The organism is Archangium violaceum Cb vi76 (assembly GCF_000733295.1).
GTDB lineage: Bacteria > Myxococcota > Myxococcia > Myxococcales > Myxococcaceae > Archangium > Archangium violaceum.
Genome location: NZ_JPMI01000056.1, coordinates 1 through 17,135, shown reverse-complemented (window position 1 = coordinate 17,135; position 17,135 = coordinate 1). Strand labels below are relative to the sequence as shown.

Here is a 17,135-nt window from a genome sequence, read left to right as displayed (position 1 = left end):
CTTCGCCACGGGTCGCCGAACGTCGGTCAACCGGCGGCGGGCAGAGGCCCACCACTCGGCATCCACATTCGACGGCAGGCGAAGGGCGCGAAGGTCATGATGCCCGCCAACATGAACCCCCTCCGCTATGTTGTCAAGACATCCGCTCTACAGGATGTCCGTCATGGCGGAGGTGTGTGGGGCGCAACACCCCTGGTGCGCGGTTCCCGGCGTGTTCGGAATATGCCGTCCGGCATGTAGCGGCCGAGCGAGCACGAGGGCGCTCCAACCCCCCAGGTCGGGTCTTTATTCCAGATCAAGCATGGACTCGGCTGCCGGGCGAGTGGCAAAATATGAGAGTGAGTCCCCCTGCCTCGCCTGTCCCTCCCCCCGGGACGACCACCGCGTCTGGCCGATTCCTCGCGGTCGCGGTCCCCTCCAAACCGCTCTGGCTGGTTCCTCCTCGTGTCGTGCTGCAGCGCCGTGCCTCCCGCACGCTGCTCATGCACGCCCTGAGGGCCACCTCGCGCGTCTTCCTGCTGCTCGTCGCGGACATCGTGGCCTTCCTCATGGTCCGCGCCGCGTTGAACGTCGTGCAGACCAGTCACAAGCTCGAGCCCCTCGACGCGGCCACCCGCTGGGCCGTGCCTCCGCTCGGCTCCGCGGGCGGATGGCAGATGGGTGGCGCCCTCGTGGTGGGTCTGCTCATCGCCGGGGCCTATCGCTCGGGAGATGACTGGCGCTCGCTGCGGCGGGTCGTCAGCGGCGTGCTGCTCGCGGTGGGCCTGGTGCTCTGGCGAGATCTGTGGGTGCGCGGCATCGCCCCCGTGGTGGTGCATTACTTCACCGCGGTGGGCGGCCTGGGCGCCGCCGTCATGGTGAACCGCTTCGTGCTCGATCAGCTCATCGCCCGGCTCATCCGCATCCCCGCCTTCCACTCCCCCGTCGAGCGGGTGATGTTGGTCGGCTCTCCGGACGATCCGACCTGCCAGCGCGTGCACAAGCGTCTGGAGCACTTCGGCGTGCTGGAGGTGGTGGGCTGGGTCTCCCCCACCGTGCCCGAGCTTCCCAGTGAGGGTCCGGACAAGGTGCTCGGCTCCGTGGATGACCTGTGGAACGTGCTGCAGCACAACGCCGTGGACACCGTGGTCCTGTGCGGCCTCGTGGACGATGAGCAGATCAAGGTGCTGACGGAGGCCGTGGTGTCCGCCGGCGTCCGGCTGATGGCCGTGTCCCGGTATGACCGGCTCGGCTGGGTGCGTCCCTCGCCCATCTCCTACCGCTCCATGTCCTTCATGGAGCTCACCGTCCCCTCGCTGCGCGCGCAGCAGATGTGGGTCAAGCGGGGGGTGGACCTGGTGTGCGCGGGCCTGGGGCTGCTGGCCATCTCCCCGCTGCTGGCGCTCATCGCCATCGCCATCAAGCTCGACTCGCGCGGGCCCGTCTTCTTCGCCCAGGAGCGGGTGGGGCAGGGCGGCCGCATCTTCCGCATGATGAAGTTCCGCACCATGCGGGTGGGCGCCGACGCGGAGAAGGCCAAGCTGGCCCACCTCAACACCAGCGGCGACGCGCGCCTCTTCAAGATTCCCAACGACCCTCGCGTCACCCGCGTGGGCGCCTTCCTGCGCAAGTGGAGCCTGGACGAGCTGCCCCAGCTGCTCAACGTGCTGCGCGGGGAGATGTCGCTGGTGGGTCCCAGGCCCTTCTTCGAGTCGGACCTGGTCAACTACCGCGAGCACCACTTCGGCCGGCTGGGGGCCCTGCCGGGCATCACCGGCCTGTGGCAGGTCAGCGGCCGCAGCTCCATCACCGACTTCGAGGACGTGGTCCGGCTCGACTGCGAGTACATCCACCGCTGGTCGCTCTGGTTGGATCTCGAAATCCTGCTGCGGACGCTGCCGGCCGTGCTGCGGCGCACCGGCGCCTACTGAGCGGTGGCCACGTCGAGCGCCAGCTCGATCATCTCGTCGAACGAGGTCTGGCGCGCCTCGGCGCTGAGCTTCTCGCCGGTGCGCAGGTGGTCCGACACGGTGAGCAGCGCGAGCGCGCGGGCGTTGAACTCGGCGGCCACGCCGTACAGGCCGGCCACCTCCATCTCCACGGCGAGCATGCCCATGCGCTCGTGGACCTCGTAGTTCTCCCCGCCCGGGGCGTAGAAGAGGTCCGCGGTGAAGACGGAGCCGGTGCGCGCCGCGAGCTTGCGCTTCTCGGCGGCCTCGGCGGCCTGGCGGGCCAGCGCGAAGTCCGCCACGGCGGGGAAGTCCTGGCCCTTGAGGCGCATGCGGTTGACGTTGGAGTCGGTGCCGGCGGCGAGCGCGATGATGACGTCGCGCAGCTTCACGTCCTGGCGCAGGGCGCCGCAGCTGCCCACGCGGATGAGCACGCGGGCGCCGTACTCGCGGATGAGCTCGGTGGCGTAGATGGAGATGGAGGGGATTCCCATTCCATGGCCCATGACGGACACCTTGCGGCCGCGGCTCTGGCCGGTGAAGCCGTACATGTTGCGGACGGAGGTGACCTCGCGGGCGTCCTGGAGGAAGCGCTGGGCGATGTAGCGGGCGCGAAGCGGGTCGCCGGGCATGAGCACCACGTCGGCGAAGTCTCCCGGCGCGGCGGAGATATGGGGAGTAGGCATGGCGCGGGAGCATAGCCCCTTCGCCGTCCAGGCGAAGAGGTTCCGGCTGGTCGCCGGGCGGTCGGCCGGGAGCCTCCGGGAATCCCCGGCCAGGGCGGTGGATGGCTCCCGCGCATGCGCATTCTTTGCGCAGGACATGAAGACGCTCTCCTTCCGCGCCCAGCTCCTGCTGCTGATGCTCGCTCCCGTGTTGGTGACGACGGTGGTGCTTGGTGGGCTGGCCTACCGGACGGCGAGCGAGGCGGTGCGCGAGCACGCCATCCAGGCGGTGGGGATCGCCGCGAGCGCCCGAGAGCAGGCGCTGTTGACGCGGCTGCACCGGCAGCATGAGCGCGCCAGCGCCTTGCTGGACAGGGCCGATGACTGCGTGCGGGGCCCGGAGCGGGTCCGCTGCCTCCAGGGCGTGCTCGATGGTTTCGTGGCCACCGAGGGGGTGCGGGACGCGAGGCTGGTGGTTCCCGGGCTGCAACCCCTCCTGGTAGGAGCGGAGGCGCGGTCGCTGGAGTCGCTGACCCCACTGCCCGCCGGCCAATTGGCGAGTGTCGAACCCAAGCGGGGGCCGGAGCGTGTCTACGACATGTTCGTCCAGCGGGGAGGGCTGAGCCTGGGCCTGCGTTTCAGTGCCACCGAGCAGCTCGAGCCCCTCTTCCGGGAGCGCTATGGACTGGGCCAGTCGGGGGAGACGTTCCTGGCGGACAGCCAGGGAGTCTTCGTCACGGCGTCGCGGTATCCGGGGCCCTCGGGGGAGCGCTGGAGCGAGCCCATCGATGCCCGCCCCATGCGCGCGTGCCTGGCGGGCCGGGACGCGGAGCTCCTGGCCTTGGACTACCGCGGCGTGGGCGTCATCCACGGCTTCCGCCACATCGAGGAGCTCGGGGGCTGCTGCATCATGGCCCACATCGAGCAGGCCGAGGCGTTCGCTCCGGTGCGTACGCTCCGGACCCTGCTCGTCGAGCTCGCCCTGGTGCTGGCGGCGCTCGCCGTGGGGCTCTCCATCGTCTTCGCGCGACGCTTCTCCCGCCCGGTGTCGCACCTCACGGAGCGGGCCCGGGCGCTCCAGGCGGGCGCGCTCGACATCGTGGTACCGGCCGAGGGGCCCCTGGAGCTGAAGACGTTCGCCGAGACCTTCACGAAGATGGCGCGCTCGCTCCAGGAGGCCACGCAGGAGCGCGAGCGGCTGCTGCGGGAGGTGCAGGAGGACCGGGCCCGGCTGGAGGTGCTCGCCCGGCAGGCCCAGGAGGCGGCCCGCATCCGCGAGGACCTGGTGGCCGTGGTGTCCCATGATTTGCGCAATCCCATCTCCGCCATCTCCATGTCCGCCGGCGCGATGCTCAAGCGCGAGGGGCTCCAGGACTGGGAGGCGAAGGGATTGAGCCGCATCTACTCGGCGGCGGACCGGGCCATCCGGTTGATCCGCGACCTGCTCGACTCGACGCAGGCGCGGGTGGGAGGGATTCCCGTGGAGCGCAAGCCGCTGGACTTCCACGAGCTCGCCCGGCACGTGGTGGAGGAGGTCCAGCTCGCGCACCCCGAGCGGCACATCCACTTCGAGACGGGAGGGGAGGCCCAGGGGGCGTGGGATGCGGACCGCATGGCCCAGGTCATCACCAACCTGGTGGGCAACGCCGTGCAGCACAGCCCGGCGGACACGCCAGTGCGGGTGCGCTCGCGGGGAGAAGAGGGGGCGGTGTGCCTCGACATCCACAACGAGGGCCCGCCCATTCCGGCCGAGGTGCTGCCCACCCTGTTCGAGCCCTTCCGGCGGGGCCGGAGCGCGGGCGGCGGTGCGATGGGCAGCGTGGGCCTGGGGCTCTTCATCAGCCGGCAGCTCGTGGAGGCTCACGGGGGCTCCATCGAGGTGCGCTCCGCGCGGGGGGAGGGGACCACGTTCACGGTCCGTTTCCCCCGCGCGAGTCCGGCCGCGGCTACTGCCCCATATACGGATACGGGACGCGGGTGGGGGGGACGAGGTTCTCCTTGATGGTGCGCGGAGACGTCCAGCGCACCAGGTTCAGCATGGAGCCGGCCTTGTCGTTGGTGCCCGAGGCGCGCGAGCCACCGAAGGGCTGCTGGCCCACCACCGCGCCCGTCGGCTTGTCGTTGATGTAGAAGTTGCCCGCCGCGTGCCGCAGCTCCCGCATCATCGTGCTGATGGCCTTGCGGTCCCGGGCGAACACCGCGCCCGTCAGCGCGTACGTGGCGCTCGTGTCGCACTCGCGCAGCGTCTCCTCGAACTTCGCGTCCGGGTACACGTACAGGCCCACCACCGGTGCGAAGATCTCCTCCTGCATGATGCGGTGACGCGGGTTGGTCAGCTGCACCAGCGTGGGCTTGATGAACCAGCCCTCGCTCCGGTCCGCCTCGCCGCCCGCCAGGATGGTCGCCTCCGAGCCGCTGTTCTTCGCCAGCTCGATGTACGAGGACGTCCGCTTGAAGGACTTCTCGTCGATGACCGCGCCCATGAAGTTGCGGAAGTCGGTGACGTCGCCCATGCGCAGCTCGGCGATCATCTCCTGCAGCCGCGTCTTGAGCTTGGGCCACATGGACTCCGGCACGTAGATGCGCGAGGCCGCCGAGCACTTCTGGCCCTGGTACTCGTAGCCGCCGCGGACGATGGCGGTGGCCACCGCGTCCAGGTCGTCCGCCGCCGAGGTGTGCACGAAGATGAAGTCCTTGCCACCCGTCTCGCCCACCAGCCGCGGGTACTGCTTGTAGCGGCCGATGTTCTCGCCCACCGTGCGCCACATGCCCTGGAAGGTGGGCGTGGAGCCGGTGAAGTGGATGCCGCCCAGGTGCGGGCTGGCCATGACGGGGTTGCCCACCGTGGGGCCGTCACCCGGCAGCATGTTGATGACGCCGTCGGGCAGGCCCGCCTCGCGCAGCAGCTCCATGTTGTACCAGTTGCTGTAGGCCGCCGTGTTCGAGGGCTTGAAGAGCACCACGTTGCCCATGATGGCCGGGGCCACGGCCAGGTTGAGCGCGATGGACGTGAAGTTGAACGGCGCCACCGCGAACACGAACCCGTCCAGCGGACGGTAGTCCATCATGTTCCACGTCTGCGCCGGGCTCACCGGCTGGTCGCTCAGCAGCTGCTGCGCGAAGGCCACGTTGTAGCGCAGGAAGTCCACCGCCTCGCACGTCGCGTCGATCTCCGCCTGGTGCGCCGTCTTCGACTGGCCCAGCATGGTGGCCGCGTTGAGGATGGGGCGGTACTTCGTGGCCAGCAGCTCCGCGGCCCGCAGGAAGATGGCCGCGCGCTCCACGAAGGGCATCCGCGCCCACTCGTCCTTCACCGACAGCGCGTTCTGGATGGCCTGCTCCACGTGGCTGGCGTCCGCCTCGTGCAGCGTGGCCAGCACGTGCGAGTGCTTGTGCGGCATCCGCACCGTGTCCGTCTTGCTGGACTTGATGCGCTTGCCGCCGATGACGATTGGAATCTCGATCTGCTCGGAGGCCATGCGCTCGAGCGTGGCCTGCAACTCGGCGCGCTCGGGGCTTCCGGGCGCATGGGAGAGCACGGGCTCGTTCTGCGGCGTTGGGACGCGGACGTTGGCGTTGATCACGCGGAGCTCCTCGGGGGAGAAATCGGGGGAAAGGGCGGCGGAGCATAGCCCGTCGTCCCAGGGGTTGAATCCTCGGGGTATGTAAAACCCGTACCTGCGAACATCACATCCATCACCCTGGCTGAGGCTTCCATGGCAGATGAACGAACGCTTCCCCGCTTCCAGGCCCGGCGGCAGCTCGGGCGCACCGGTTTCCAGGCCACCGCCGTGGGCACGGTGGCCTTCAAGTCCTTCGGGGCTGGCAAGCTGCTCGGGGAGACCGAGGGTTACGGACGGCCGCTCCAGGCCCGTCCGCGTGGCAAGGTGAGCTCGGGCGGGGCCGAGACGGAGGCGCCCTCGCTGCCCCGCCTCGGGGTGGAGGAGTGCGTGCGCTACACACTCACGTTGGATCCAGACGTGGCCCTGATGGGGATGAGCTTCCCCAACGAGCAGGACGCCGCGCTCCACGCCGCCGCGGCCTTCCAGCCCCTCACCGCCGAGCAGATGACGGATGTCCGCCAACGCGCGGCGCGGGCCATCGAGGGCAAGGGCGCCGTGTGGTGGAATCCGGGGGCATGACTGCCCTCACCGTCAGCCGCATCCTCTTCGTGTGCTTTTTGCTCAACGAGGCCGTCGTCCTGGCGCGCACGCCTCCCGAGGAGCGCAAGCGCATCATCATGCCGAGGGCGATGCCGCTGCCGGTGCTCCTGTTGCTCGCACCGTTCTTCTTCGCGCTGGAGCTGCCGGGGGGATGGGGATGGGGGGCGGCCTTCGTGCAGGCCCTGGGGTTGGGGATGGAGATCGCCGGGGAGCTCCAGCTCGCGCGCGCCCAGTCGTTCTCGATGTCGGCCAGCCTGCCGGCACAGCCCCAGACCACGGGGCTCTACCGCCGTCTGGAGAATCCCATCTACGTGGCCATCCTGCTGCAGCTGAGCGCCTGGGCGGCGTGGATGCCGGTGGTGTTCATCGCGGTGGCGATGCAGCTCGAGGCCTTCCGGCGCATGGTGCGGGAGGAGCGCCAATACCTGGCGCGGCTCGCGGTGTCCCACCGGGGCGCGGACAGCTTCCTGTGGAAGTGAGGTCCGCTCAGCTCCGGGCCACGGCGGCGAGCGGGCGGGGCTGGAGCAGCTCGTGCATCCGCGCGATGAGGACGGCGGGCTGGACGGGCTTGATGAGGTAGGCGTCACCGGCCTCGGGCATGCCGGGGCGGGGCGGGTGGCCGCTGATGAAGAGGAAGGGCACCGCCTGGAGGGCGGGCTCGGCGCGCACCTGGCGGCACAGCTCGTACCCGTCCATGCCGTCCATGTTCACGTCCGACACGACGAGGTCCGGCGGGCTCTGGCGCGCCTGCTCCAGCGCGGACATGCCGTTCTCGGCGAGCGCGCAGTCGAAGTCCGGGGCCAGCAGCAGCCTCAGCGTCTGGCGCATGGACCACGAGTCATCCACGATCAGGACTCTGGGCTTCACGGGGCTCTCCAGGGCGACGGGCCTGCATCCGTGCCCCGGTTTCACCGGGGGTGCTCATGGGCTCATACCCACGGGCGCGGACGTGTTCAGTTTCGCTCGCTTCGTGGGGATTAGGAAGAGGGGAGTGGGTCCCTACCTTTAGAGCGGGTGAGCGCGGCCCATTCTGCCCATTCTGGAGGAGTCCCATGCCGGTGGTGTCCCTGGACAGCAGGAGTTTCGGACCGACGTTGGGGCGGCCCGGCATCCTGCTCATCGACTGGTGGGCGAGGTGGTGCTCGCCCTGCCGCATCTTCGGCCCTGTTTTCGAGGGGATGGCCGAGCGGTACCCGGACATCACCTTCGCCCGGGTGGAGGTGAACGGGCAGCCGGAGCTGGTGGAGGTGCTGGGGGTGCAGGTCCTGCCCACGCTGATGGTGTTCCGCGACGGTTTCCTGCTGCTCCACCACGTGGGGGTGCTGCTGGAGCCCATGCTGGAGGACGTCATCCGGCAGGCGCTCGCCCTGGACATGGCCGAGGTGCGGCGCAAGCTGGCGGAATACCGGGCCAGCCAGGCGCGCGTCCGGGTGGGTTCGCACGGGGTGTGAGCGGGACGGCTCGGCGTTTCCGGTCCGGGACTACTGGCCCGCGCCTCCGCTTCCGCCGACGCCCTGCTCGGCGCCGGGCCGGGCCAGCTCCGCGACGAGCGTGTTCAACACGGGCGCCATGTCGGCGGTGGGCGTCGCGATGCTGCACGCCGCGCCTCCATGTACCAGGCCCACCACCTGGAGCTGGCGGTCCACCACCGGCGCGCCGGAGTCTCCCTTCTCTCCCGTCAGGCTGGTGAAGAGTGCCTGGGGCACGCCCGGCAACGAGGGGCAGCGTCCGAGCCGCTTCAGCTCCACCTCCTGCGGCTCGTTGGGCCGGTCGGTGCGGCCGAAGAAGAGGAGCCCTTCTCCGGGAAGGGGCATGGCGGTGGCCACGTGCAGGGGGCGCACCGGGGCCGCCTCGTCGAAGCGGATGACGGCGACGTCCCGTACGGAGTCCACCACCTTCACGACGCCGCTGAGCATCCGCCCGCTGCGCAGCACCACCGGTTGGCGCTCGCCCGGGGCCACGTCGATGCAGTGCGCGGCGGTGAGGGCATGGCGCCCGTCCTCGACCACCACGCCCGCGCACTGCCCGGGAAAGAGCGTCACCGTGGCGTCCTTCAGGGTGGTGAAGGCCTGGCTCGTGCCGTCCTCGGACTCCGGCTTCTTCGACGAGCCACACCCCGCCAGCGCCACCACCGCCAGCACTCCGGCCAGCCTCGAGAGTCTCCTCGCTCGCATCACCGTCCTCCCGCGGCGCAGCCGTTGCTCCGCTGCCAGAGACGATGTGCACGCCTGGACGGTGGCTATTCCCGCCGGTCCGCTCAGCGGGCGTGCGGCCGGGCCCGGGCCGGGCTAGGGTGCGCGCCCCATGTCCCCGGGAGTCCCGCCATGAGCCCCCTCGCCGAGCTGCTCCTCGTGCTCGTCGTGTTGGGGATGGCCGTGAAGCTGCTGCTCCTCAATTTCTGGCGGGCCGTCCTCTTCGTGTCCCCCGGCAGCGTCCGCCTCCTGCCCGTGTCCTCCGCCGAAGGCATGCAGGTGCCACCCGGGCTCGCTCCGCTGGCGAGCCAGCTCCAGGCCCTGGGCTTCGTTCCCCTGGGCAGCCACGTGGAGAAGCCCCGCTTCCAGAAGGGCACCCCTTCCTACGATTTCGCCCACGCGGGGGAGCACACCTTCGCCACCCTTCATTTCTCACCCCGGGGCGAGCCCCGCCTCTATCTCCTCACCCCGCTCGCTCCGGAGGGGTTCGTGCTCACCGCCGGTTACCCGCGGCCGGGTTTCGAGGTCCCCGGCCGTTATCGCTCTGGGGGCTTCCCGGAGTCCTCTCCCGAGCGGCTGCTCCAGTTCCACCGCGTGCGCCTGCTGGGGCTCCAACCTTCGGAAGATTTCACCTGGGGAGAGCGGTTGCGGTTGGGGCAGGCATGGTACCGGGGGCTCGGACAAAGGGAGATTCGTCGACAGAACCTCCAAGGGTTGTTGTGGACGGTTGTGGCCCTTGCCATCGTCGCCGCTCTCTTCCTGGGGGGCGAACGCCTGGGCTGATGCACCAGGAGCGTGCACGGCACCCGTTTGGGGAGTAGGAAGAACGAATCTTTTCAGCCCGTCTGGAGTCGTCCCGCGATGAAGAGCGTGTCCAAGAGCGAAGAAATCTACTTCCTGTCCGGTAAGCGTACGGCCTTCGGTACGTACGGCGGCTCGCTGAAGGAGCTGAGCGCCACCGACCTGGCCGTGGAGTCGGCCCGGGCCGCGCTCGAGCAGGCGAAGGTATCGCCCGAGTCCATCCAGCACGTCATCTACGGCAACGTGGTGCAGACGAGCGCGGACGCCATCTACCTGCCCCGGCACGTGGGCCTGCGCACCGGGGTGCCGGTGCCGGTGCCGGCGCTGGGCGTCAACCGGCTGTGTGGCTCGGGCTTCCAGGCCTTCGTCACGGCCGCGGAGATGATGCTCACCGAGCAGGCCGACTGCGTGCTGGCCGGTGGCACCGAGTCCATGAGCCAGGCTCCCCACGTCATCCGCGGCGCCCGCTGGGGCATTCCGCTGGGCAAGGGCGGCATGGAGGACATGCTGTGGACGGCGCTCACGGACAGCTACACCGGGCAGCCCATGGCGATGACGGCCGAGCAGCTCGCGGTGGACTACGGCCTGTCCCAGGACGTGGTGGACGAGTACGCGGTGCTCACGCAGAAGCGCTTCGCCGCCGCCCAGGAGTCGGGCCGCCTGGCGCAGGAGATCTGCCCCGTCACGCTGAAGAGCAAGAAGGGCGAGACGCAGTTCGCCAAGGACGAGCACAACCGGCCGGACACGACGGTGGAGGGCCTGAAGAAGCTGCCCAAGGTCTTCAAGAAGGACGGCGTGGTGCACGCGGGCGCGGCCAGCGGCATCAGCGACGGCGCGGGCTCCATGGTGATGGCCACCCGGAGCTACGTGGAGAAGCACGGCCTCGAGCCCCTGGCCCGGCTGGTCAACTGGGGCATCTCCGGGTGCGACCCGAAGGTGATGGGCATCGGCCCGGCCCCGGCCATCCGCCGGCTGCTCGAGCGCGCCCAGTGCAAGCTGACGGACGTGGAGCTCTTCGAGGTGAACGAGGCCTTCGCCCCGCAGTACCTCGCGGTGGAGAAGGAGCTGGGCCTGCCGCGCGAGCAGACGAACGTGAATGGCGGCGCCATCGCCGTGGGCCACCCGCTGGGCGCCTCGGGCGCGCGCATCACCATGTCGCTCGCCTACGAGCTCAAGCGCCGGGGCGCCCGTTACGGCATCGGCTCGGCCTGCATCGGCGGCGGCCAGGGCATCGCGCTGCTGATCGAGGCCCTCTGATTTCTCAGACGAATCCAACGGAACCCATGACGATGAGCAACGAGCTGGATGCGAAGGCGGCCCGCGAGCGGGCCAAGGCGATCGCCGAGCAGCGGCGCGCCGAGCGCCGCAACCGCAAGCGCAAGTGTGTGGTGTGTGGCGTGGAGGAGAGCGACAAGACGCCGCTGGGGGCCCACCCGGATGGCATCGGTCCCTCGTGCAAGGACGAGCTCACCTGTCAGGCTCGCCGCGCCGCGGCTGCGCGGTGAGAGGTACCCGGGAAGGCGCCCTACGTCCCGGGTCGCCTTCCCCTCCTGCCGGGTAGGAGTGTCGTGCGGTGGGCGGGAAAAAGGCCGGAATTTCGGGCCGTTTCCTTGATGGCCGTCAAGACTCGCGGTAAACCTGCGGAATCTCTTCGGTTACACGAGGGTAGGGAATGGCCGTCATCAACTTCACGGGTGTCAAGGTGTTCTCCACGACGCTCGCGCGCGATCGCGAGAACATGGGTGAGAACATCACCAAGTGGCTCAAGGAGAACTCCAGCCTGGAAGTGGTGGACAAGATCGTCACGCAGTCCTCCGACAAGGAGTTCCACTGCCTGACCATCACCCTGTTCTACCGCCATAAGTCCTGAGCGGGACGTCCTGTCGGTGACGACATGGGCCCTGGGCGCTCTCCCCTGAAGCGGGGATGGGCGCCCTTCGCTTTTGGCACGCCCGGAAGTGGACGGAAACGGTTGCGAAGCGGGCGGTGTTCCACCACCTTTGGACGACTCTCGGGTGTTCCGAGTCAGGAGGGTTGGATGCGACCGATGCGTAGCTTTGGCGGCGGCGGAGGCGGGGGATTTGGCTTCCCCAGCGTGGAATCCACGGCGGCCAGGCTGGCGATCGGGCTGGTGGTGGGCTCGGTGTTGTCCCTGGCGGTCAGCTCCGTGGGCTACCTGCTGCTGCTCACCCCAGGTGAAGTGTTCTCCGGGCTGAAGCTCTGGCAGCCCTTCACCTACGGCTTCGTCGAGCGCAGCCCCCTGGGCATCATCTTCGGCGCCTTCCTCCTCTACTCCATTGGCGGTGGCCTGGAGATGAGCTGGGGCTCCAAGCGCCTGCTGTGGGTGGTGCTGGGCGGGACGGTGCTCGCCGGCTTCCTCACCGTCCTCGTGTCCCTGTTCTACCCCCTGCTGCGCGGCGTGTCGTACCCCGGAGGGTGGGTGATGGGCACCATCGCCTGGGTGGCCTACGGCCTGTCCATCGGGCGCGGGCAGACGAACTTCTGGGGCATCCCCATCACCGGCAATGTGTTCGCCGGTATCGGCGCCGGCTTCGTCGTGCTCAACGCGCTCGCCGGCGACTGGCGCGGCCAGGTCCCCGATTTCTTCGCGCTCGGCATCACCTTCCTCGCGGTGCGCGGTGGGAATCCTCGCACGCTCATGCTCCGCCTCCAGCACTGGCGCCTCCAGCGCCAGCTCCGTGGGCGGTCGCGCCACCTGCGCGTCATCTCCGAGGATCGCCCGGATGACCGGTACCTGAATTGATTCCAGGTTGGGGCTCGCGGGGGGAACCCGGGGTCCCTATACCCTCACCCCGTCCCTCTCCCAGGGGGAGAGGGGTAGTGGGCGCGGATGGGGTAGGGGCGCTCGATGGGTCGGGGCGCTCGGTGGGTCGGGGCGCTCGGTGGGTCGGGGCGCTCGGTGGGTCGGGGCGCTCGGTGGGTCGGGACGCTCAGCTGGATGCTCCGCTCTGGGCGCGTTCAGTTGGGAGCTTCGGGCTCTCCGTATTGCTTGAGCTTGCGGTAGAGCGTCGCCACCCCGATGTCGAGCTGCTCCGCCGTGCGCGCCCGGTTTCCTCCGTTCTGCGCCAGCACCGCGAGGATGTACTCGCGCTCCATCGCCTCCAGCGTCCGCGGTGAGTCCCCGGGCACCAGGCTCGGCGGCGCCGCGCGCACCTCCTCCGGGAGATCGTCCCGCTCCACCCGGTTGCCCTCGCACAGCGCCACCGCCCGCTCGATGGCGTTGCCCAGCTCACGCACGTTGCCCGGCCACCCGTACCGCAAGAGCTGGTCCGCCGCCTCCGGTGACAGCCCCGACACCCTCCGCCCCAGCCGCTCCGTCGCCTCCGCCAACAGCATCCGCGCCAGCGGCAGGATGTCGTCGCGCCGCTCCCGCAGCGGTGGCACCCTCAATTCGATCACCCGCAGGCGGTAGTAGAGGTCCTGCCGGAAGCGCCCCGCCACCACCTCCGCCGCCAGGTTGCGGTTGGTGGCCGCCACCACCCGCACGTCCACCTTGCGGCTCTGGTTCTCCCCCACGCGCCGCACCTCCTTCTCCTGCAGCGCGCGCAACAGCTTGGCCTGCATCGACGCGGGCACCTCGCCCACCTCGTCCAGGAAGAGCGTGCCTCCGTGCGCCGCCTCGAAGAGGCCCGGCCTGTCGTGCGTGGCCCCCGTGAAGGCCCCCCTCGCGTGGCCGAACAGCTCGCTCTCCAGCAGGCTCTCCGTCACCGCCGCGCAGTTCACCGCCACGAATGCCTTGTGCGCCCGTCCCGACTCCTCGTGGATGAGCCGCGCCACCCGCTCCTTTCCCACGCCGCTCTCTCCGGTGATCAGCACCGTCGAGTCCACCTTCGCCGCCCGCCGCGCCAGGTTCAGCACCTGCTTCATCGCTTCCGTGCGCGCCACCATGTCCGCCGGGTCCTCCGGCACGCCCGACACCCGCGCCAGCGTCTGCCGCTTCGCCCGCAGCTTGCGCTCGGCCTGCTTCAGCGCCTCCGTCACCTGCGCCAGTGCCCCCTCCATGCACTGCGTCTCGTAGAAGCGCAGCGCCTCGCGGCACTCGGGACTCCACTCCTCCTCCGGCTTGCCCAGGATCTGGCAGACCGGGTCTCCCTTGCCCACGCAGCGCGTCTCGATGCAGTACACCGGCTTGCCGTTGCAGTAGCTCATGTAGCCGCTGGCGAAACCCGTCAGCGCCCAGCACACCGGCTCCTCCGCCTTCCCCAGGTGCAGCAGGTGCTGCTCCGCCTCGTACGAGTGGTGCCACAGCGCCTCCGCGAAGGGCTCCGGTCCATCCTCCGCGTGGCGCTCCACCGGCTCCAGCACCACCTGCCCCTGCAGCGTGTGCAGCCGCCCTCCCGCTCGGCGCCACTGCGACTCGTCCTCCCACGGGAAGGAGTTCTTCATCGTCTCCGCCGTCCGCCAGCCGTGCGCGAAGCCCAACCGCGTGAGGATGCCCCGCGCCGCCGTCATCCCCACCGTCCCGATGAGCTCCTTGCGCAGCAGCCCCAACGCCACCGGATCCAACAGCAGCACCCGCTGGCCCGCGAAGTGGATGAGCCCTCCGTTCGGGTCGAACGTCAGCAGCTCGCTCAGGTTCAGCTCCAGCCTCGGCGCCATCGGCTTCTCCCTCTCAGGATGATGCGTCTCTCTATCGTTTTGAGAGCCCGGGCGCGAGCCAAAGTAGGACAGGTGAGGAATTTCGAGGGGTTGAAAGGTCGGGTTTCCTGGCCCGGGGGTTGCTAATGGTTCTCCCGAGATGAGCACGGACCTGGAACAGCGCGAGCGGGTGAGGGGAGCGGCGGTGGCCGTCCGGGTCCGCCAGAAACTCGCGGCCCGCGATTTCACGGGGGTACAGTCCCGCGCGTCCGCACCGCACGCACGGCTCGCGCATCTCCGTGTGGAGTTCTTCCCGCCGCGCTTCTTCGTTTCCGGTGCGGCGCACCTCGAGGACCGGCTCACTCCGGTGTTCGAGGGCTTCCGTCATTCACGTCTGTCCATGCGCAGCGTCTCGCTGCGTGGATGAAACCCGCTGTACGTCGTTCAACTGGAGAGAAACACCATGAAGCTGTCCTTCAAGCCCGCCATTGCCGCCCTCGTGCTCGCTTCCCCGTCGCTGGCCTTCGCTACCGAGTACGACATCGACTCGGCCCACTCGGGCGCGAACTTCTCCGTGAAGCACATGATGGTGTCCAACGTGCGCGGCGCTTTCTCCAAGGTGACTGGCACGGCCAACATCGACGAGAAGGACATCACCAAGTCCACCGTGCAGGCGGTCATCGACGCCACCACCATCAACACCAACGAGCCCAAGCGCGACGAGCACCTGAAGAGCCCGGACTTCTTCGACACCGCGAAGTACCCCACCATCACCTTCAAGTCGACGAAGGTGGAGAAGGCCGGTGACAACCTCAAGGTGATGGGCGACCTCACCATGCACGGCGTGACCAAGCCGGTGACGCTGGACGTGGAGGGCTTCACCACGGAGGCGAAGGATCCGTGGGGCAACACCAAGCGTGGCGGCACGGCCACCACGAAGATCAACCGCAAGGACTTCGGCCTGGGCTGGAACAAGGTGCTGGACACCGGCGGCGTGGCGGTGGGCGAGGAGGTCGCCATCACGCTGGACCTCGAGCTGAACAAGAAGCAGGCCCCCGCGGCGGCCCCCGCGGCCAAGCCGGCGACGAAGAAGTAGTCGGCTGAAGCAGCACGGGGCGTGAGCCCGGAGGGGCCTCGGAGACGAGGCCCCTTTTTCATTGCGGGAACCGCCGGTGCGTGAGGCCACCGGCGGTGGAGGTGGGGCTCAGCCCTCGGCGACGGCCTGCACGCTCGCGCGGTAGATGAAGATGCGCGAGGTGTTGGTGCGCATGTCCGCGGGGATGACGAAGAAGCCCTGGCCCGGGTTCGTGTAGTCGTCGGAGAAGCCGGCCACCTGGCGCCCGTCGGTGAAGGTGACGCGGACCTTCTGCTGGCCCTCGGACTGCGGCGGACGGCTGCCCGTGGCGAGCATGAAGAAGATGGCCTTCACGCGGCTGACCGGGATGCGCTCGGGCGCGAAGCCGGTCTGCTGCTCGAGCGGGATGACCTCGTCGAGCAGGTCCACGTCCCGGATGGCGCCGCGCTTCACCTGGCCCTCCACCGTGTGGATGATGACCCGGTGCTCGCCCTCGATGAAGGCGTTGACGGGGGCCATGACGGCGCTGGCGGAAGGGGAGGACCGCACGGCCGGGAGCGTGTTGAGCGTCGGGCGAGGCGGTGGCGCTCCAGGCACCATCACCTGAGCAGTCACCGGCGCGGCGGACGCGGTCGCGGGAGCCCTCGGGGTTGCCACGGCGGCGGCAGGCGCCGGGGGAGGGGCGGCGACTCGCGAGGCCATCGGAGGCGCCGGAGGTTTCACGGGCAGCGGTGCGCTCCGGGCCACCGGGGCGGCGGCCACGGGAGCCGGCGGCGGAGGCGGAGCGATGACCGGCGCCGCCACGGCGGGCGGCTCCACGCTGTCCTCCGTGAGGTCGATCTCCGTCGTCTCGGGCTCGACCTCCATGACGGGGAGCTCGGGCTCGGGCTCGGCCTCCATGATGGGGATGTCGTTCTCGGTCGTGGGCCGATCGAAGGCGGGCGGCTGGGCGCTGGCCAGCTCCTCGGCGGGAGTGGCGAGGCTATCGCTCTGACCCCACGCGGGGGCCTGCTCCTGGCTGGACCAGTGGGGCTGAGCCTCGGGCTCCGGCTCCTCGGCGGACCAGGCGCTGTTCGTGCCGAACAGGGACGGATCCCGGCCGGAGTCCATGGGCTCGGCGTCGTGGGCCGAGGCTCCCCACTCCCCCTGGTTCTCGGTGGTGGGCGCGTTCCAGTCGGTCTGCGTGCCACCGGCCTGCTGCTCCTCCCAGCTCGACGCCTCCGGAGCGGGCTCGCCCCACGACGTCTCGGCGGGAGCGCTGGACCAGGCCGAGGCCTGCTCCTCGGGCGCCGCCTCCATCACGGGCTGCTGCTCCGCGGAGGCGCCCCACTCGGGCGCAACGGCTGGAGCCTCGGAGGACTCCGTCGTCGCCCACTCGGGCTGCATCTCCTCGACGGGCGCGTTCCACCCGTTCTGGCCATCGGCGGAGGCGTTCCAGTCCGTGCCCGGCGTGGCGGCCGGAGCGGCGTTCCAGTCCTGCGTGGCGTCACTCGAAGCCCACTCCGCCTGCGGCTCGGCGTTCTCCGACGGCTCGGCGGCCATCCACGGCTGCTGCTCCGCGGGAGCGGTCCACTCGGCCTGCGCCTCCATGACAGGCTGCTCCTCGGCGGGAGCGGCCCACTCGGCCTGGGCCTCCATGACAGGCTGCTCCTCGGCGGGAGCGGTCCACTCGGCCTGGGCCTCGAGAACAGGCTGCTCCCCGGCAGGCGTCG

Annotated in this window: 18 protein-coding genes; 12 read left to right on the top strand and 6 right to left on the bottom strand. The window is 69.8% G+C overall.

Annotated features, from left to right (window positions below; translation table 11 throughout):
• The first annotated feature begins 482 nt into the window (after nt 1-482).
• Complete coding sequence (locus tag Q664_RS51860) at nt 483-1,910, top strand: sugar transferase (protein WP_084609672.1); 1,428 nt, start codon at nt 483-485, stop codon at nt 1,908-1,910.
• Here the strand turns inward: Q664_RS51860 and deoD are convergent.
• Nucleotides 1,904-2,614, bottom strand: coding sequence for a purine-nucleoside phosphorylase (gene deoD / locus Q664_RS09545; protein WP_043392554.1), 711 nt, complete (start codon nt 2,612-2,614; stop codon nt 1,904-1,906). The genes Q664_RS51860 and deoD overlap by 7 nt on opposite strands.
• 136 nt (nt 2,615-2,750) lie before the next feature.
• Here deoD and Q664_RS51855 point away from each other — a divergent pair, with 136 nt between their 5' ends.
• Nucleotides 2,751-4,595 carry a sensor histidine kinase gene (locus tag Q664_RS51855; protein ID WP_052517894.1) on the top strand — a complete coding sequence of 615 codons (1,845 nt, stop codon included), beginning with the start codon at nt 2,751-2,753 and terminating at the stop codon, nt 4,593-4,595.
• Here Q664_RS51855 and pruA read toward each other — a convergent pair.
• The gene (gene pruA / locus Q664_RS09535) at nt 4,540-6,177 is read right to left on the bottom strand and encodes an L-glutamate gamma-semialdehyde dehydrogenase (protein ID WP_043392487.1); all 1,638 of its coding nucleotides are present in this window, start codon (nt 6,175-6,177) and stop codon (nt 4,540-4,542) included. The two genes, Q664_RS51855 and pruA, sit on opposite strands and share 56 nt — an antisense overlap.
• Before the next feature lie 132 nt (nt 6,178-6,309).
• Between pruA and Q664_RS09530 the strand changes: the two genes are divergently transcribed.
• Both Q664_RS09530 and Q664_RS09525 read left to right on the top strand, forming a co-directional pair.
• Nucleotides 6,310-6,735 (top strand): hypothetical protein, encoded by a 426-nt coding sequence (locus Q664_RS09530; RefSeq protein WP_235216627.1) that lies wholly within the window; start codon nt 6,310-6,312, stop codon nt 6,733-6,735.
• Nucleotides 6,732-7,235, top strand: coding sequence for a methyltransferase (locus Q664_RS09525; RefSeq protein WP_043392485.1), 504 nt, complete (start codon nt 6,732-6,734; stop codon nt 7,233-7,235). The genes Q664_RS09530 and Q664_RS09525 overlap by 4 nt, the downstream gene beginning before the upstream one ends.
• Nucleotides 7,236-7,242: 7 nt before the next feature.
• Here Q664_RS09525 and Q664_RS09520 read toward each other — a convergent pair whose 3' ends face one another.
• Nucleotides 7,243-7,623, bottom strand: a complete 381-nt coding sequence (locus Q664_RS09520) for a response regulator (protein ID WP_043392483.1) — start codon at nt 7,621-7,623, stop codon at nt 7,243-7,245.
• Between the two features lie 185 nt (nt 7,624-7,808).
• On the opposite strand from Q664_RS09520, the gene Q664_RS09515 reads away from it, so the two are divergent.
• The gene (locus tag Q664_RS09515; protein WP_043392481.1) at nt 7,809-8,207 is read left to right on the top strand and encodes a thioredoxin family protein; all 399 of its coding nucleotides are present in this window, start codon (nt 7,809-7,811) and stop codon (nt 8,205-8,207) included.
• 30 nt (nt 8,208-8,237) lie between these two features.
• Here Q664_RS09515 and Q664_RS09510 read toward each other — a convergent pair whose 3' ends face one another.
• The gene (locus Q664_RS09510) at nt 8,238-8,930 is read right to left on the bottom strand and encodes a S1 family peptidase (RefSeq protein ID WP_043392479.1); all 693 of its coding nucleotides are present in this window, start codon (nt 8,928-8,930) and stop codon (nt 8,238-8,240) included.
• Nucleotides 8,931-9,080: 150 nt separating this feature from the next.
• Between Q664_RS09510 and Q664_RS09505 the strand changes: the two genes are divergently transcribed.
• The 5 genes from Q664_RS09505 to Q664_RS09485 all read left to right on the top strand — a co-directional run bounded on the left by Q664_RS09505 (nt 9,081) and on the right by Q664_RS09485 (nt 12,513).
• Nucleotides 9,081-9,731, top strand: coding sequence for a hypothetical protein (locus Q664_RS09505; RefSeq protein ID WP_043392476.1), 651 nt, complete (start codon nt 9,081-9,083; stop codon nt 9,729-9,731).
• A 78-nt stretch (nt 9,732-9,809) separates the two neighbouring features.
• The gene (locus Q664_RS09500; RefSeq protein WP_043392474.1) at nt 9,810-11,006 is read left to right on the top strand and encodes an acetyl-CoA C-acetyltransferase; all 1,197 of its coding nucleotides are present in this window, start codon (nt 9,810-9,812) and stop codon (nt 11,004-11,006) included.
• Nucleotides 11,007-11,038: 32 nt separating this feature from the next.
• Nucleotides 11,039-11,254, top strand: a complete 216-nt coding sequence (locus Q664_RS09495; RefSeq protein WP_043392546.1) for a hypothetical protein — start codon at nt 11,039-11,041, stop codon at nt 11,252-11,254.
• Between the two features lie 167 nt (nt 11,255-11,421).
• Complete coding sequence (locus Q664_RS09490; RefSeq protein ID WP_043392471.1) at nt 11,422-11,619, top strand: hypothetical protein; 198 nt, start codon at nt 11,422-11,424, stop codon at nt 11,617-11,619.
• Between the two features lie 168 nt (nt 11,620-11,787).
• The gene (locus Q664_RS09485) at nt 11,788-12,513 is read left to right on the top strand and encodes a rhomboid family intramembrane serine protease (RefSeq protein WP_043392470.1); all 726 of its coding nucleotides are present in this window, start codon (nt 11,788-11,790) and stop codon (nt 12,511-12,513) included.
• Nucleotides 12,514-12,728: 215 nt separating this feature from the next.
• Here the strand turns inward: Q664_RS09485 and Q664_RS09480 are convergent, their stop codons facing one another.
• The gene (locus tag Q664_RS09480; protein WP_043392468.1) at nt 12,729-14,369 is read right to left on the bottom strand and encodes a sigma-54-dependent Fis family transcriptional regulator; all 1,641 of its coding nucleotides are present in this window, start codon (nt 14,367-14,369) and stop codon (nt 12,729-12,731) included.
• Between the two features lie 139 nt (nt 14,370-14,508).
• On the opposite strand from Q664_RS09480, the gene Q664_RS09475 reads away from it, so the two are divergent.
• Entirely contained in the window at nt 14,509-14,775 is a 267-nt protein-coding gene (locus tag Q664_RS09475) for a class III extradiol ring-cleavage dioxygenase family protein (protein WP_043392465.1), read from the top strand.
• Between the two features lie 36 nt (nt 14,776-14,811).
• A complete protein-coding gene (locus Q664_RS09470) occupies nt 14,812-15,444 on the top strand; it encodes a YceI family protein (RefSeq protein ID WP_043392462.1) in 633 nt (210 codons plus the stop codon).
• A 108-nt stretch (nt 15,445-15,552) separates the two neighbouring features.
• Here the strand turns inward: Q664_RS09470 and Q664_RS58925 are convergent.
• Nucleotides 15,553-17,135, bottom strand: a 1,583-nt coding sequence (locus tag Q664_RS58925; protein ID WP_425117409.1) for a DUF6982 domain-containing protein, incomplete at its 5' end; no start/stop codon positions are given.

Excerpts from the sequence above, each read along its gene's own strand:
- Q664_RS09490 (WP_043392471.1), top strand. The coding sequence starts at position 11,422 with ATGGCCGTCATCAACTTCACGGGTGTCAAGGTGTTCTCCACGACGCTC.
- Q664_RS09525 (WP_043392485.1), top strand. The coding sequence starts at position 6,732 with ATGACTGCCCTCACCGTCAGCCGCATCCTCTTCGTGTGCTTTTTGCTC.
- deoD (WP_043392554.1), bottom strand. The coding sequence starts at position 2,614 with ATGCCTACTCCCCATATCTCCGCCGCGCCGGGAGACTTCGCCGACGTG.
- Q664_RS51855 (WP_052517894.1), top strand. The coding sequence starts at position 2,751 with ATGAAGACGCTCTCCTTCCGCGCCCAGCTCCTGCTGCTGATGCTCGCT.
- Q664_RS09470 (WP_043392462.1), top strand. The coding sequence starts at position 14,812 with ATGAAGCTGTCCTTCAAGCCCGCCATTGCCGCCCTCGTGCTCGCTTCC.
- Q664_RS09510 (WP_043392479.1), bottom strand. The coding sequence starts at position 8,930 with ATGCGAGCGAGGAGACTCTCGAGGCTGGCCGGAGTGCTGGCGGTGGTG.
- Q664_RS09530 (WP_235216627.1), top strand. The coding sequence starts at position 6,310 with ATGGCAGATGAACGAACGCTTCCCCGCTTCCAGGCCCGGCGGCAGCTC.
- Q664_RS09515 (WP_043392481.1), top strand. The coding sequence starts at position 7,809 with ATGCCGGTGGTGTCCCTGGACAGCAGGAGTTTCGGACCGACGTTGGGG.
- Q664_RS51860 (WP_084609672.1), top strand. The coding sequence starts at position 483 with ATGCACGCCCTGAGGGCCACCTCGCGCGTCTTCCTGCTGCTCGTCGCG.
- Q664_RS09500 (WP_043392474.1), top strand. The coding sequence starts at position 9,810 with ATGAAGAGCGTGTCCAAGAGCGAAGAAATCTACTTCCTGTCCGGTAAG.
- Q664_RS09495 (WP_043392546.1), top strand. The coding sequence starts at position 11,039 with ATGAGCAACGAGCTGGATGCGAAGGCGGCCCGCGAGCGGGCCAAGGCG.
- Q664_RS09480 (WP_043392468.1), bottom strand. The coding sequence starts at position 14,369 with ATGGCGCCGAGGCTGGAGCTGAACCTGAGCGAGCTGCTGACGTTCGAC.
- Q664_RS09505 (WP_043392476.1), top strand. The coding sequence starts at position 9,081 with ATGAGCCCCCTCGCCGAGCTGCTCCTCGTGCTCGTCGTGTTGGGGATG.
- Q664_RS09485 (WP_043392470.1), top strand. The coding sequence starts at position 11,788 with ATGCGACCGATGCGTAGCTTTGGCGGCGGCGGAGGCGGGGGATTTGGC.
- Q664_RS09475 (WP_043392465.1), top strand. The coding sequence starts at position 14,509 with ATGAGCACGGACCTGGAACAGCGCGAGCGGGTGAGGGGAGCGGCGGTG.